Source organism: Vibrio sp. Isolate24 (assembly GCF_022398215.1).
GTDB lineage: Bacteria > Pseudomonadota > Gammaproteobacteria > Enterobacterales > Vibrionaceae > Vibrio > Vibrio coralliilyticus_A.
The window spans coordinates 58,515-72,932 of record NZ_JAKEUU010000004.1; the positions used below are offsets into that span (position 1 = coordinate 58,515).

At 45.4% G+C, this 14,418-nt stretch carries 14 protein-coding genes and 1 other annotated feature; of the genes, 5 read left to right on the forward strand and 9 right to left on the reverse strand.

Annotated features, from left to right (window positions below; translation table 11 throughout):
- Positions 1–17: 17 nt before the first annotated feature.
- The 4 genes from L1D23_RS17005 to rpsO form a co-directional block, all read right to left on the reverse strand.
- Positions 18–431, reverse strand: coding sequence for a MarR family transcriptional regulator (locus L1D23_RS17005; protein WP_239838501.1), 414 nt, complete (start codon positions 429–431; stop codon positions 18–20).
- 108 nt (positions 432–539) lie between these two features.
- Positions 540–1,463 (reverse strand): lipoprotein NlpI, encoded by a 924-nt coding sequence (gene nlpI / locus L1D23_RS17010; RefSeq protein WP_239868695.1) that lies wholly within the window; start codon positions 1,461–1,463, stop codon positions 540–542.
- A 121-nt stretch (positions 1,464–1,584) separates the two neighbouring features.
- Positions 1,585–3,714, reverse strand: coding sequence for a polyribonucleotide nucleotidyltransferase (pnp, locus tag L1D23_RS17015; protein WP_239868699.1), 2,130 nt, complete (start codon positions 3,712–3,714; stop codon positions 1,585–1,587).
- Positions 3,715–4,045: 331 nt separating this feature from the next.
- The gene (gene rpsO, locus L1D23_RS17020; protein WP_006957756.1) at positions 4,046–4,315 is read right to left on the reverse strand and encodes a 30S ribosomal protein S15; all 270 of its coding nucleotides are present in this window, start codon (positions 4,313–4,315) and stop codon (positions 4,046–4,048) included.
- 299 nt (positions 4,316–4,614) lie between these two features.
- On the opposite strand from rpsO, the gene mtnN reads away from it, so the two are divergent.
- From mtnN to L1D23_RS17040, 4 genes are all read left to right on the forward strand, one after another.
- Positions 4,615–5,313, forward strand: a complete 699-nt coding sequence (gene mtnN, locus L1D23_RS17025; protein ID WP_239838504.1) for a 5'-methylthioadenosine/S-adenosylhomocysteine nucleosidase — start codon at positions 4,615–4,617, stop codon at positions 5,311–5,313.
- Between the two features lie 24 nt (positions 5,314–5,337).
- Positions 5,338–6,291 (forward strand): cobalamin biosynthesis family protein, encoded by a 954-nt coding sequence (locus L1D23_RS17030; protein ID WP_239868702.1) that lies wholly within the window; start codon positions 5,338–5,340, stop codon positions 6,289–6,291.
- 3 nt (positions 6,292–6,294) lie between these two features.
- Positions 6,295–7,116, forward strand: a complete 822-nt coding sequence (gene btuF / locus L1D23_RS17035) for a vitamin B12 ABC transporter substrate-binding protein BtuF (RefSeq protein WP_239868705.1) — start codon at positions 6,295–6,297, stop codon at positions 7,114–7,116.
- Positions 7,117–7,197: 81 nt separating this feature from the next.
- Complete coding sequence (locus L1D23_RS17040; RefSeq protein ID WP_239838507.1) at positions 7,198–7,818, forward strand: TRIC cation channel family protein; 621 nt, start codon at positions 7,198–7,200, stop codon at positions 7,816–7,818.
- A gap of 59 nt (positions 7,819–7,877) precedes the next feature.
- Here L1D23_RS17040 and thrC read toward each other — a convergent pair whose 3' ends face one another.
- From thrC to thrA, 3 genes are read right to left on the reverse strand one after another with little or no spacing between them, the layout of a single operon-like run.
- Complete coding sequence (thrC, locus tag L1D23_RS17045) at positions 7,878–9,161, reverse strand: threonine synthase (protein ID WP_239868708.1); 1,284 nt, start codon at positions 9,159–9,161, stop codon at positions 7,878–7,880.
- The gene (gene thrB / locus L1D23_RS17050) at positions 9,158–10,114 is read right to left on the reverse strand and encodes a homoserine kinase (RefSeq protein ID WP_239869014.1); all 957 of its coding nucleotides are present in this window, start codon (positions 10,112–10,114) and stop codon (positions 9,158–9,160) included. The genes thrC and thrB overlap by 4 nt, the downstream gene beginning before the upstream one ends.
- A gap of 17 nt (positions 10,115–10,131) precedes the next feature.
- Positions 10,132–12,591, reverse strand: a complete 2,460-nt coding sequence (thrA, locus tag L1D23_RS17055) for a bifunctional aspartate kinase/homoserine dehydrogenase I (protein WP_239868712.1) — start codon at positions 12,589–12,591, stop codon at positions 10,132–10,134.
- Between the two features lie 29 nt (positions 12,592–12,620).
- Positions 12,621–12,740 (reverse strand) — a sequence feature (Thr leader region).
- 283 nt (positions 12,741–13,023) lie between these two features.
- Here thrA and L1D23_RS17060 point away from each other — a divergent pair.
- Positions 13,024–13,485 carry a hypothetical protein gene (locus L1D23_RS17060; protein WP_239868715.1) on the forward strand — a complete coding sequence of 154 codons (462 nt, stop codon included), beginning with the start codon at positions 13,024–13,026 and terminating at the stop codon, positions 13,483–13,485.
- Here the strand turns inward: L1D23_RS17060 and L1D23_RS17065 are convergent.
- Together L1D23_RS17065 and L1D23_RS17070 are read right to left on the reverse strand one after the other, a co-directional pair.
- Positions 13,482–13,967: a putative 4-hydroxy-4-methyl-2-oxoglutarate aldolase gene (locus L1D23_RS17065; protein WP_239868718.1), complete on the reverse strand. Its 486-nt coding sequence runs from the start codon at positions 13,965–13,967 to the stop codon at positions 13,482–13,484. The two genes, L1D23_RS17060 and L1D23_RS17065, sit on opposite strands and share 4 nt — an antisense overlap.
- 29 nt (positions 13,968–13,996) lie before the next feature.
- Positions 13,997–14,386, reverse strand: a complete 390-nt coding sequence (locus L1D23_RS17070) for a DUF3293 domain-containing protein (RefSeq protein WP_239868721.1) — start codon at positions 14,384–14,386, stop codon at positions 13,997–13,999.
- Positions 14,387–14,418: the final 32 nt, after the last annotated feature.

A 14,418-nucleotide genomic window follows, 5' to 3' on the forward strand; every position in this document is an offset into this window, starting at 1 on the left:
GAAAGGCAGTTTTCCCATTAGCCTTTCAATGATTTTTCCAACAAAGACACGAGCTGTCCTGCTTCTTTGTCATTTAATTTACCCTTCATCGCTTGAGCAATATGTTGATATACCACCTGCTCTTTAGATAAGTCTTTTAATACCTGCTCACTAAGTACAACTCGCTTTGAGCGTGCATCCTCATGACAAGCCACACGTACAACCAAACCTTTCTTTTGTAGCCGAGCCACCATGTTTGACGCAGAAGGTTTGGTGACTTTCATCTCGTTAGCCAAATCGGTAATTCTGACCCCTTCCGGATGCTCTTCAATGGCCCGCAGATAATCATACTCGTTGAAACTCAATAACGATAATGGGTCTTCTTTTGCGTGCACACGCCACGCTTTAGCACAAAAACGCTCCAGTTCTACCAAACAATTCTCTAGTTCCATAACAAACCCAGAATATAGTTAGCAAGGCTAACTATATTAATCTTAGAGTAGATTTTTGGCAATAAAAAACCGCTGCAAGGCAGCGGTTCCAATTGAAATATCTAGTGACTACTTTAAACGGGCCTGTTTATTTTGGGAATCAGCCATCCCCTTTTGATGCGCGTCATCATAGATGCCCTGTAGTTCGAGAAATGCGTAGCGATGCTCAACATACTCAAAGACATTGAAAGAAATAGCCAGTTTATAGAATGATATCGCTTTCGCTAGACCTTCATCGGTTCCTTGAGCTTGATAACGTTTACCTAAATAGAAATAAGCTTCCGTCAAGCGCTGAGCCAAAACAGTACGCTCCTTACTGGCTTCCGTGATGGCTTTAAAAGCCTCTCTCTCGGACACCTCACCTAAAACAATCCCGACTAAAAACCACCCCCACTGGTTGTCACGGTCCGCGTACCTAGACAGTAACTCTTCTTTCGCAACATGAGGGGAAACTTCAGACTTGACTATATATAACCAAAGCGCTCGGAATGGGTCACTGGGGTCTTGATCATAATGTAACTGCATGTCTTCAAGCGCTAGTTCAATTCGATCACCATAGTACAAAGCAATAGCACGATTTCTTGCCGCATATGAGTTATCAGGAGCTAACTCTAAAGCAGAATCAAATGCATCATATGCAGCATCAAAGTTTCTATTCTCTGTGAAATAGACTCCTAACAAATTGAAGAGATCCGCCTGAGCAGGGTAGATTGCCAATGATTGCTCATAATCCAATCGAGCTAAGTTTCTCAGGCCAACATTATCATAATGATTTCCCCTTTCGTTAAGAATTTTAGCTCTCGTTTCATTGGGTAAATCGGGGCGCTGTAGCAGTTGGCTTAATCGGGCTATCTGTACTTCTTGTTGCAAAGTAGGCTGTAACGCTTCAACCATCGGCGGCAATATCCAATCAGGCTGCTGATCGAATACAGACGCACAACCGCCCGTCACTAACAATGCCAAACTAAGTGTTGCGGTTTGAAACCATTTCACAAATAAATACTCCTGTTGCTGAGCCTTTAACCCAGACTGGTCCGCATTAAAAAAGGGAGCGTAATGCTCCCTTTATAACATGCTTTTAGCACAATAGGCTAATACGCCATAGTTGACTAAATTATGCGTCAGCTACTGGTTTTTCTTCCGTTGCTTCTTCAGTCTTTTCTACAGCTTCTTTCATGCTTAGACGAACGCGGCCTTGACGGTCGATTTCAAGCACTTTCACTTGAACTTCTTGACCTTCAGCTAGGTAGTCCGACACTTTCTCTACTCGCTTGTCAGCAATTTGAGAGATGTGTACTAGACCATCTTTACCTGGCAGGATAGTTACGAATGCACCAAAGTCAGCTAGACGCGCTACTTTACCTGTGTAGATGCGGCCAACTTCAACTTCTGCTGTGATCTCTTCAATACGACGAATTGCTTCTTTCGCAGCAGCGCCTTCAGCAGAAGCAATCTTAATAGTACCGTCGTCTTCGATTTCGATAGTTGTACCCGTCTCTTCAGTTAGAGCACGGATAACGGCACCACCTTTACCGATAACGTCTTTGATCTTCTCTGCGCTGATCTTCATTGTGTGAATGCGCGGAGCGAACTCAGAGATATCTTCACGAGCACCAGAGATAGCTTCATCCATTACAGATAGGATGTGCTTACGTGCACCTTGCGCCTGGTTAAGCGCAATTTGCATGATCTCTTTAGTGATACCTTCGATCTTGATGTCCATTTGAAGAGCAGTGATACCCGTGTTAGTACCTGCTACTTTAAAGTCCATGTCACCTAGGTGGTCTTCGTCACCAAGGATGTCAGAAAGAACAACGAAATCGTCGCCTTCTTTAACAAGACCCATTGCGATACCCGCAACAGAAGACTTGATTGGCACGCCAGCGTCCATAAGAGCTAGAGATGTACCACATACAGAAGCCATTGATGAAGAACCGTTAGATTCAGTGATTTCCGATACAACACGGACTGTGTATGGGAACTCATCAACAGAAGGCATTACTGCAGCGATACCACGCTTAGCTAGTTTACCGTGGCCGATTTCACGACGCTTAGGAGAACCAACAAAACCAGTCTCACCTACACAGTATGGAGGGAAGTTGTAGTGTAGTAGGAAGTGATCTTTCTTCTCACCTGTTAGTTCATCAATGATTTGAGCATCGCGCTGCGTACCTAGAGTCGCCGTTACTAGCGCCTGAGTTTCACCACGAGTAAATAGTGAAGAACCGTGAGTACGTGGAAGAACGCCAGTACGTACGTCTAGCGCACGAACCATGTCTTTTTCACGACCGTCGATACGTGGGTTACCTGCGATAATGCTGCGACGTACAACTGTCTTCTCTAGATCGTGGAAGATAGTGTGAATTTCTTTCGTGTTCGCTTCAGGATCTTCAGCAAGTAGCACTTCGTTTACTTCTGCCGCAATCTCATGGATGCGGTCGTAACGAGCCATCTTCTCAGTGATTTGGTAAGCTTCTACTAGCTTAGCTTCTGCAAGTTCAGCAATCTTGTTTACAAGCGCAGTGTTCTCTTCTGGAGCAACCCAATCCCAAGCAGGAGTAGCCACTTCCGCTTTGAATTCGTTGATCGCCTTGATCACAACTTGTTGTTGATCGTGACCGTAAACGACAGCAGATAGCATCTCTTCTTCAGTTAGGTTGTCAGCTTCTGACTCAACCATTAGAACAGCGCCTTCAGTACCTGCAACGACTAGGTCTAGCTTAGAATTTTCAAGCTCAGTGTTGCTTGGGTTAAGCACTAGTTGACCATCTACGTGACCAACACGCGCTGCACCGATAGGACCGTTGAACGGGATACCAGAGATAGCAAGTGCTGCTGAAGTACCAATCATCGTCACGATGTCAGGTTGAACGTCTGGGTTTACAGACACAACTGTCGCGATAACTTGAACTTCGTTTTTGAATGCGTCTGGGAATAAAGGACGGATTGGACGGTCGATTAGACGAGCCGTTAGCGTTTCGCCTTCAGATGGACGACCTTCACGCTTGAAGAAGCCACCTGGGATTTTACCTGCAGCGTATGTACGCTCTTGATAGTTTACTGTTAGTGGGAAGAAGTCTTGACCTTCTACCGCTTCTTTTTTACCAACTACAGAAACGAATACTGCTGTATCGTCCATAGTCACCATTACTGCTGCCGTCGCTTGACGTGCGATAACGCCAGTTTCTAGAGTAACCGTGTGGTTACCGTACTGGAACGTTTTAACAACTGGTTTTTCGAACATTGTTATTCCTTGTTTCTAAACACATCATATGAATGTATTTAGAGTGTATTGATTGATACTCAAGGCATTACAAATCGCGACTAGTAAAAGTGAACTGAGATAGGCTGAATTCACTTTGAATAGTCGCGACCTTTTGGTCGACGTGGTTGACTGTAATGCTATGAGCTTTGTGAACAGACTCTGATCTTTTATTAAAGCATCGAGAGCATGCGGGCGTATTATAGCGGGATTAATTCTGTTTGGCTAAGTTATACCAACCAAAATAAGTAACTGGCAACAAAAAAGGGGCTAAAAGCCCCTTTTTCGACAAACTGCTCTATGCAGCCGCTAATTAGCGACGTAGGCCTAGACGCTTGATTAGGTCGTGGTAACGATCTAGATCTTTACCTTTTAGGTAATCTAGAAGCTTACGACGACGAGAAACCATACGTAGAAGACCACGACGGCTGTGGTGATCGCCTTTATGCGCTTTGAAGTGACCTTGTAGGTGGTTGATAGAAGCAGTCAGTAGAGCTACTTGTACTTCTGGTGAACCTGTGTCGCCTTCGCCACGTGCGTAATCAGCAACGATTGCTGCTTTAGTTTCTGCATTCAGAGACATAATTCTCTCCTAATAAGAGTAGGTTAAACGTTGTGCCAGCCAATCTCTGATTCAGCCGACACGAGGAGCGCGAATTATAGGGGATGAGCTCGGGTTAAGCAATAAGTATTTGGGGAGAACCACTCCAGCACCTATTCTTAACGATTAGGAAAACTCGCTTGAACAATAATGTCAGCCATTCTCAGTAAACAAACTCCGTACAACCCTACCGAGGCTTACATGAAGTCCATTCCGTTATGCCCCTTTTCTGTTACACTTAGCCTATCCAAACCTACCTATTTGAATTAACAGGATTCCTTATGAAAATCGGCATCATCGGTGCAATGGAGCAAGAAGTCTCTATTCTTAAGCAAGCTATTGAAAACTGCCAAGAAGCGTCTAAAGCAGGCTGTACTTTCTACGCAGGTCAGCTTAACGGTGTAGAGGTGGTGCTACTTCAATCTGGTATTGGTAAAGTCGCGGCTGCGATAGGAACCACTATTCTGCTGGATGAATACCAGCCTGACGTCGTGATTAATACAGGTTCTGCTGGTGGCTTTGACTCTAGCCTTAACCTTGGTGATGTTGTGATCTCAACGGAAGTTCGTCACCACGATGCAGACGTGACGGCCTTTGGCTACGAAATGGGGCAAATGGCTGGTCAGCCAGCGGCTTTCATGGCAGATGAAAAATTGATGGATGTCGCTGAAAAAGCACTGGCGAAAATGGACGACAAACACGCCGTACGTGGCTTAATCTGTACTGGTGATGCATTTGTCGCAAGCGCAGAGCGTCAAGCCTTTATTCGCAAATACTTCCCTTCCGTTATTGCCGTTGAAATGGAAGCCTCAGCGATTGCTCAAACCTGTCACCAGTTCAAGGTACCATTTGTTGTCGTGCGTGCTATCTCTGACGTCGCAGATAAGGAAGCGGGCATGAGCTTTGATGAGTTCCTGCCATTAGCGGCTAAGAGCTCATCAGAGATGGTAGTAAAAATGGTTGATTTGTTAAAAGCTTAATCCTCTAGAGAGTGACTGATATTCATGGAAGAACTTTTTCATCAGTTGTACTCAAATGGAGCGCTCCTCGTATTATGGGGCGCTTTGTTGTTTCACCTTATCCTTCCTTTCCCTCGAGAAGCCCACCCTGCTATTTTATGGCATAAATTTGCTGAGCAACTGGCTGACAAGGTCAACACCAACTCCAGTTATTCGCAGAGTATGATCTCCGGTACTTTAGCGTGGTTGTTGATGACCATTCCCATGCTTATCGTGTTGATCGCCCTAAAACCTCTTGTCTGGCAAGCTCAGCTGTTTGAGCTGGCTCTGCTCTTACTTGCCATTGATTGGCGCAACACCGATAAATTCACCGCACATTTTGTCGAAGCACTCGCAAGAGAGGATAAAGAACACGCAAGAATGCTGCTCAAGCCAATAGTAAATCGCTCAACCGACTCACTATCGCTACTCGGCTTAGGTAAAGCGGGCGCAGAAACCTTAATCATGTCCTACGGGCGCAATGTCGTCGCTGTCCTTTTCTGGTACGCCATCGCAGGGGGGATTGGTGCCTTCATTTATCGTATGACCGTAGAACTGGCTCGCGCTTGGTCTCCATCTCGAGAGAAATTCTCTCCTTTTGGTCTACCTGTTATCCGTGCTGTCGCGGTATTAGACTATATTCCACTTCGCCTATTTGCACTGGTCATAGCGTTAGGAAAACGAACCAGTGAAGTGTTTGCACTGTTGAAACAGCAAGCAAGTAGTTGGCCACTTCCAGGACCATCTTGGCTGATCATTTCAGTGGGTGCGAAGCAAGAACTATCGCTCGGAGGGCCTGCCATTTACGACGGGAAGAAATCAGTGCGAAGTAAGCTAGGTGGCAGAATAGCCCCTTCTGCGATCCACATTGCTCAGGTACAACGCTTACTGGCTTGGCGGATGTTTGCTTGGATATTAGTGCAGAGTGCGATCATGGGTTTAATCTATCAAGGCATTTAAATAATGACACGACTGTCCCTTATTTTATTTCTACTATTTCCAACCTTCAGCCACGCCGAGCCAGCCAAACGTGTAATCAGTTTGGCCCCCCACGCGACTGAAATGGCTTTTGCAGCTGGTCTGGGGGATAAACTTATCGCCGTGAGCGAGCATAGTGATTATCCCGAACAAGCAAAGGAAATAGAAAAAGTTTCTAACTATCAGGGAATTAAGCTAGAGCGCATTATTGCTCTTCAACCAGATTTAGTCATCGCATGGCCTGCTGGTAATCCACCAAGAGAGCTTGAGAAGCTCAAACAGTTTGGTCTCAATATTTACTTTTCCACCACAAATTCACTGGACGATATTGCCAAAAATATTGAGCAATTGAGTAAATATGCAGAAAATCCATCGATTGGGATCGAAGCCGGACAGCTATTCAGAGCTCAGCTTGCCGAATTCAAACAACGCTATCAAACTGAAATTCCGGTTTCGTATTTCTATCAGCTTAGTGAACAACCCATGATTACTGTTGCAAAACGAAGTTGGCCAAGCGAAGTGTTTTCCTTTTGTGGCGGCATCAATGTTTTTGAGAGCAGTTCAGCACCCTATCCGCAAGTGAGCACAGAACAAGTCGTTTTAAAAAACCCGGATGTTATTTTCACTTCACAATCGGCCATAGCTAACACTCATCCATGGAATAAATGGAATCAGCAGCTTTCTGCCGTGAAGAACCATCACGTTTGGTCTCTCAACTCTAACTGGTTGAACCGCCCGACCCAAAGAACGCTCAACGCGATCGAGGAAGTTTGTGAGCACTTCGATACAGTGAGACGAAATCGCTAACTTCTATGCGCTCTGTTACCATACAATCCGCGTCGTTTTTGTCACTCAGTCTACTGAGCCTTTGTAAGAGATATTAGCCCCGTGAACTCCATGCTGCTTTATAGTGTCGATTTATTCGGCACCGCTATTTTCGCTGTATCAGGTGTACTACTCGCTGGCCGCTTAAAAATGGACCCTTTTGGTGTCGCCGTATTAGGCAGTGTGACTGCCATCGGTGGAGGTACAATTAGAGATATGGCTTTAGGCGCAACCCCTGTCTTTTGGATCACTGATACCAACTATTTGTGGACCATTCTCATCACTTGTCTGTTGACCATGATCATCGTCCGTCGCCCCAAACGTCTGGCTTGGTGGATTCTTCCTGTCTGCGACGCGATTGGCCTAGCCGTTTTCGTTGGTATTGGTGTGGATAAAACCATGACCTATCAAGATTCAGCTTTGGTTGCCATCATTATGGGTGTGATTACCGGGTGCGGTGGAGGGATCATTCGTGATGTTTTAGCTCGCGAAGTTCCTATGGTGCTGCGCAGTGAAGTGTATGCGACGGCCTGTATTATCGGTGGTGTTTTTCATACCACAGCACTCGCCATGGGCCATGATTCCGACACGGCTTTCTTGGCTGGCGTATTTTCTACCCTATTAATTCGTTTAGGCGCTATTCGCTGGCACTTGTCTCTGCCAACATTTGCGCTCAATCGTTAATTAAAGCGTTTAAACATAAAAAAGGTCACCGAGGTGACCTTTTGGCTTTGAGCGATAAATTACTTTTGCACTCGACGCAGAACGTCTTTCAGTAAATCGAAGTCATTGGCTAAGTCTTCAGAAAGCAATTCCATCTCAGCGTGTTTTGCGAGCGGTCCTGGTAGAGCGATATCTGAATCAAGAATCTCATCAACAACTTCTTTGAATTTGGCCGGGTGAGCGGTGCAAAGGAATAACCCTGTTTCCCCATCTTGCAACTGCTCTTGAAGGACGCGGTATGCAATTGCACCATGCGGCTCACAAAGATAACCAAGCGAGTACAACTCTTTGACTGACTGCGCACTTTGCTCATCTGAAACCGCACCTTTACCTAATGTCTCTAGGCCCCACTCTTTCACACGGCATAGCTCTTCAATACGCGGCCAATTGTTTGGCTGGCTTACATCCATCGCATTCGATGTGGTTGCCACTGTTGGTTTTGGCTCCCAGTTACCTGTCTCTAAGTAACGTGGTACGGTATCATTAGCATTTGTTGCCGCAATAAAACGTTTAATTGGCAGGCCAAGTGCTTTCGCCAGTAGACCTGCGGTTAAGTTACCAAAGTTACCGCTTGGCACAGAAACGACCAAGTTTTCGCGCTCTTCCTTACTCATTTGCGCTGCGGCCTCAAAGTAGTAACAGATTTGCGCCATCAAGCGACTAATGTTGATTGAATTTGCTGAGTTCAGGCCTATCTCTTCACGCAGTGCCGCATCATCAAACGCCTGCTTAACCAGCGCCTGACAAGCATCGAAGTCACCATCGATTGCTACGGTGTGAATATTTTTACCAAGCGTGCAGAATAATTTCTCTTGCAGTGGGCTGATCTTGCCTTTCGGGTACAGAATCATCACATTGATGTCTTCCATACCGTAAAAAGCATGCGCGACTGCGGCGCCCGTATCGCCAGAGGTAGCAGTCAAAATGGTAATTTTACCACCGTCTGAAACCGCAGCTAAGGATTGCGCCATAAAGCGGCCACCAAAGTCTTTAAACGCTAGAGTTGGACCATGGAAAAGTTCAAGAGCGTAAACGCCTTGTTTGACTTCATTGATTGGTGCCGGAAATTGGAATGCCGCATCAACCATAGAGTGAACTTTATCTTGCGCCAGTTCATCACCAATCAATGCAGACAAAATCTTGGTGCTACGAGAAACAAAGTCCTCTGCTAAAAGTGTATCCACATCATCAAACCTTGGCAGTTCTGACGGGAAAAAAAGGCCTTGGTTACGGCCTAACCCTTGGCGAACGGCTTGACCAAAGGAAACTTGTTCATCATTTTCTTTTATATTGTAAAGCTTCATAGCTCACTTCCTGTAACGATTGAGCCCTGCTTGTCTAAACGACAAACATGGACAAATCCTTCTTGATTTTGTACGTAATTTTGTTCTAACCAGCGAGCAACTCGCTCAGCGACATCTTTCTCTTTGCAAATACTAAATAGCGTCGGGCCACTTCCTGAAATCCCGGTTGCCAAAGCACCTGCTGTAGCCGCGTATTTACGTGCATCAGCAAAGCCCGGTAGCAGTTTCTCACGATACGGTTCAGCGATCACGTCTTTGATCATCTTAGCCGCCAGCTCTGGCTGATTGGAATGACAAGCATGAATAAAGCCCGCCAGATGTCGGCCATGAGCAATGATATCCTGACGACGATACTGAGAAGGTAGGATCTCACGTGCTTCCGCTGTTGATACCTTAATGCCTGGATACGCCATCACCCAGTACCAATCGTCAAAGCAAGGAACTTCTTGGCTGATAATGCCAAGCTCTTCAAGCATTAGTTGCACACCACCAAGGTAGCATGGAGCGACGTTATCATAGTGAATGCCACCAGAGATCTGCCCTTCCATTTCACCCATTAACGCCAATAGCTCAGTTTGATCCAATGGATTGCCATGGAATTGGTTTAGCGCATCCAGAGCCGCGACAATCGAACAAGCACTTGATCCTAACCCAGAGCCAATCGGCATGTTTTTCTCAAGCGTCATATCTAGCGGTAACAGAGTCACGCCCTTTTTATCCAACTCTCTCGCAAAAACTTGCCAGCAATCATAAACGATATTTTCTTTAGGATTTTCCGGTAACTTAGAAACAAAATTGCCTGCCGTTTTGAGGCTAAAAGACTCCTTTCCAGCTTTCACCATCACGCGATCACCCAGCAAGGTGCCATCAATAGGCGATACCGCTGCCCCCAACACATCAAAACCAACGCTCACGTTACCGATTGACGCTGGAGCGTAAACCACCACATCCATACCACTACTCATCCGTCTTAAACCCCTAGCTTCCATCCTAAAGTACGCATCACATCCGAGAAAACCCCAGCCGCCGTCACTTCTGTACCTGCGCCATAACCACGCAGCACCAATGGAATAGGCTGGTAATAGCGACTATAGAAAGCGAGTGCATTTTCACCATCCTTGATCTTGAACATAGGATCATTTTCATCCACAGCAGCCATACTAACACGACATTGGCCGTCATTGATTTCACCGACATAACGCAGCACTTTACCTTCTTGTGCGGCCTTGGCAGACAACTCTTGGAAGTAAGCATCCGCCTCAGGCAATCGCGCCATAAACTCATCTACGCTGCCTGAATCATCAAAACCTGGTGGCAATGCTTGATCAACAATCACATCTTCCAGCTCTAAATTCATACCAGCTTCGCGTGCCAGAATTAGTAGCTTACGAGCGACGTCCATACCAGACAGATCATCACGTGGATCTGGCTCCGTAAAGCCATTGTCTTTCGCAATATTGGTCGCCTGACTTAGCGTCATACCTTCATCAAGCTTACCGAAGATGTATGACAGCGAACCTGACAGAATCCCGCTAAAACGCTCAAGTTCATCCCCTGCGGAAATAAGGTTTTGCAGGTTTTCGATCACTGGTAGACCAGCACCAACTGTTGTTTCATACATTAACTTGCGACGTGAACTACGGGCGATATCGCGTAGCTGGTGGTAATACGCCATGCTCGCTGTGTTGGCTTTTTTGTTTGGTGTGACAACGTGGAAGCCCGCCGCCAAGAAGTCCGCATACTGATTAGCGATAGATTCCGAAGAAGTACAATCCACCAGAACGGGGTTGATAATGTGGTTGCGCTGGACCAGAGAAATCAACCGTGCAAGGCTAAACTCTTCGGTTGCGTCGTTCATACGGTCACGCCAGTGTTCTAAGGGTAGACCTTCACTATCGAGCAGGAGGCCTTTGCTGTTCGCCAAACCACACACTCTTAGAATGATGCCTTTTTCCGCCAGTTTCGCTTGCTGACGTTGGATTTGATCTACCAGTTCACCACCAACACCACCAACACCGACTACAAACACATCCAAGAAGTGTTTAGAGTTAAACAGGTTCTCATGACAAGCTTTGATCGCTTCAGAAATTTTATCTTCAGGAATCACAGCAGAAATTGCACGTTCCGATGAGCCTTGTGCGATAGCAACGATGTTCACGTTCACTTCGGCTAAAGAAGAGAAGAACTGAGAGGCGACACCACGGGAAGTACGCATACCATCGCCAACCAGTGTCACAATGGCTACATCGTCCATAAACTCAACTGGCTCGAGCAGACCATCTTTGAGCTCCAATTCGAACGAGTCGCTGAGCGCTTGCTGAGCGATGGCTTTATCTTCCGCTTCGATACAGAAACTAATGCTGTACTCAGAAGAGGACTGGGTAATCAACACAATCGATACGCCCGCTGAAGACATAGCACCAAACACACGACTCGCCATGCCAACCATGCCTTTCATGCCTGGGCCAGAGACGTTAACCATAGTCAGATCACTGAGCGTAGTGATGCCTTTGATCGCTAGATTATCTTCACCCGTATCTTGACCGATTAATGTACCGGCTCCTTGAGGATTAAAGCTATTTTTGATCAAACATGGGATGTGGAATTGGGCAATTGGAGCGATGGTTTTCGGGTGAAGAACAGAAGCACCAAAGTAAGACAGCTCCATCGCTTCTTGGTAGCTCAACGATTTGAGTAAACGCGCATCATCGACTAAGCGTGGGTCACAGTTATATACACCATCGACATCTGTCCAAATTTCACAACAATCAGCACGTAAACACGCAGCTAAAACCGCCGCCGAATAGTCTGAGCCATTACGCCCTAGAGTGACGAGTTCACCCTCTTCGTTACCCGCGGTAAAGCCCGGCATGATGTTAACGTGCCCCTGTGGTAATGGATTCTGACGGAAATTCTGAGTCGAGACCTCAACGTCAACCATCGCCTCTAAGTGTTCACCGTTTGCGTAAAGGTATTTAACTGGATCAATCAGGCTGGCAGGTTGACCTTTTGCTTCCAATACCGCTTTCATAAGCTGAATGGAAACACGCTCACCTTTACTGATGATGCGAGCATTAACGTTATCTGGACACATCCCTAATAAATCGATGCCATGAACAAATTGGCGTAGCTGAGTCAGAGACGTTTTGACTTGATTGTCATAGCCAGAGCCATCAATGTTAGGTAAAACTTGCTTGATATCCTGATACAGATCGCGAAAAGAATCTTCCAACTCCGCGATTTGTAACTCCGCTTGGCCATTTTTCAGTGCTCCCTCAATCACGGCCACGAGTTTATTGGTTGTCTTACCCGGTGCTGAAAGAACCACAGCGACCTCTTCCTGCTGTGCATTATTAGCAATGATATCTGCTGCTCGCAAAAAACGATCAGCATCTGCTAATGATGAACCTCCAAACTTTAATACACGCATCCCTTTCTCCAAATGTCTGTAAATTGGTATAAAAAAAGGCCTGTATCTTGTGGGATACAGGCCTTTTCTTTGAATTTCTTTCGCTTAGCAGCCTGCCCCAACATGTGTGATGTCGGTAATAATAATGGTTGTGGTCATTACTACTAGGCTATGGCTGTACATATATATTTTTTGTTGCGATTGTGTGTTTGCTTACCCATACGTTTAACCTATTTGTTTAGCATGAGTCAACGAAAAGTTTTTATTTTTTGTTTACACTTCGTTCGGCTCGTCTTCTGTGAGCCAGTTCAATAAGTTACCTTTTATATCTAAAGTATAAACAAGATTGCATATTAGCTAATTCACGAAATTACTGAAAAAGTGACTACCAGAGCTGAGGTTTTATGCTTTAATTGATCTTGCGGTGGATAAGTAACAATCAAGGAGTGGCAAATGAAAACAACACTAAGCCTTTTGCTTACTCTTGTTGCGTGCTCATCGATGGCAACAGAGCTTCCAGCTTTACCATCACAGCAAAAAAACTCTCCGCACAAGTTGTTCCTATCTAGTGAAGCTAACCAACACGATTTTGATACTTGGAAAATTGATGGTGGCTACTCATACAATGTTTTCGATAATATCGATCTTTACGTTGGGGCTAGAGTCAATCAAGGGAATCACATCAATGAAAGTGGTTTTTTAAGTGGTGTTAGCTATCAGATAACGCCAAGAGTCTCAGTAAAAAGTACTCTGCACTCCTACAATGAAGACAGCACTGAGGGAGGGACTGACAAAGTCATCTCAGCCGAAGTATCTAGCCGTATGAGGTTAACTGAAAACCTTGATCTTCACGCCACCCTCGAACATCAAGAGTGGCAACAAGAACTAGAAGTTGGTATCGGCTTTCGATTCTAACTCCAATCCAATAATTCAGTAGACATTAGCACCCCATTCCAATCGGCGTAGACATAATCGCCAGGCTGAATCATTTGGTTATGAACCGTCAGTGTCACATTTGTATCGCCAGCTCCTCGCTTCTCCGTTTTAAATGGGCTAGTCCCTAAAGCTTTTACACCAAGTTCCATTTCAGCCATTGCAGCAGCATCTCGAATAGCACCATACACAATTACGCCTTCCCAATGGTTATCAATTGCAAGAATCGCCAGTTGATCACCAAGTAAAGCTTTCTGACAGGAGCCATGCCCATCGACAATCAAAACTTTTCCTTTGCCGTTCTGACTCAACGTTTCCCTAACTTTAGAGTTATCGTGATAACAACGAACGGTCACTATCTCCCCCCAAAATGCACTTTTCTTACCAAAAGTATGCAGTGGGATATCTAATGAGGTGACTTTATCTTCATGCTTATCACATATATCCGGTGTAATATCTTTCATTTTTCCTCCATGAATCTGGCTTTAAATCCTTACCTGCATCGACATTGCCATTGCCCCAAGTTGACCTTAGTCGCATCAGCTAAACATGAGAGCAAAAACAGCTCGTCACCTACCACATAATAGATTGCATTCTGTTTATATTTACGCCCTAACAGCAGAGCTTGTTGTTGCTCAATATCGACAGCGAAACTCTCTTCAGCCCAAGCAAAACTTTCATCTCCCACTAATACTTCAACAAAGTAAGTATGGCCAAAATCTTGGGCTAAGTCGTGATTATTTCGATCATTTTGTGGCTTCGACAACCACTGACTCGCGGGATTCCACGCAGTTATAATCGCAAACCTTGTTGTACTTGGTTTGCGAGAAAACTTGAAATAAGGATCTGAATATTCTTGCCAAAGTTGCGCATCTATCATCATGTAAACCACAGTTTTACATTTGTTTTAGACTA

Coding starts and splice junctions, on each gene's coding strand:
- L1D23_RS17060 (WP_239868715.1), top strand. CDS start 13,024: ATGAAAACAACACTAAGCCTTTTGCTTACTCTTGTTGCGTGCTCATCG.
- rpsO (WP_006957756.1), bottom strand. CDS start 4,315: ATGTCTCTGAATGCAGAAACTAAAGCAGCAATCGTTGCTGATTACGCA.
- thrB (WP_239869014.1), bottom strand. CDS start 10,114: ATGGATGTGGTGGTTTACGCTCCAGCGTCAATCGGTAACGTGAGCGTT.
- L1D23_RS17070 (WP_239868721.1), bottom strand. CDS start 14,386: ATGATGATAGATGCGCAACTTTGGCAAGAATATTCAGATCCTTATTTC.
- mtnN (WP_239838504.1), top strand. CDS start 4,615: ATGAAAATCGGCATCATCGGTGCAATGGAGCAAGAAGTCTCTATTCTT.
- L1D23_RS17005 (WP_239838501.1), bottom strand. CDS start 431: ATGGAACTAGAGAATTGTTTGGTAGAACTGGAGCGTTTTTGTGCTAAA.
- thrC (WP_239868708.1), bottom strand. CDS start 9,161: ATGAAGCTTTACAATATAAAAGAAAATGATGAACAAGTTTCCTTTGGT.
- pnp (WP_239868699.1), bottom strand. CDS start 3,714: ATGTTCGAAAAACCAGTTGTTAAAACGTTCCAGTACGGTAACCACACG.
- L1D23_RS17065 (WP_239868718.1), bottom strand. CDS start 13,967: ATGAAAGATATTACACCGGATATATGTGATAAGCATGAAGATAAAGTC.
- btuF (WP_239868705.1), top strand. CDS start 6,295: ATGACACGACTGTCCCTTATTTTATTTCTACTATTTCCAACCTTCAGC.
- thrA (WP_239868712.1), bottom strand. CDS start 12,591: ATGCGTGTATTAAAGTTTGGAGGTTCATCATTAGCAGATGCTGATCGT.
- L1D23_RS17030 (WP_239868702.1), top strand. CDS start 5,338: ATGGAAGAACTTTTTCATCAGTTGTACTCAAATGGAGCGCTCCTCGTA.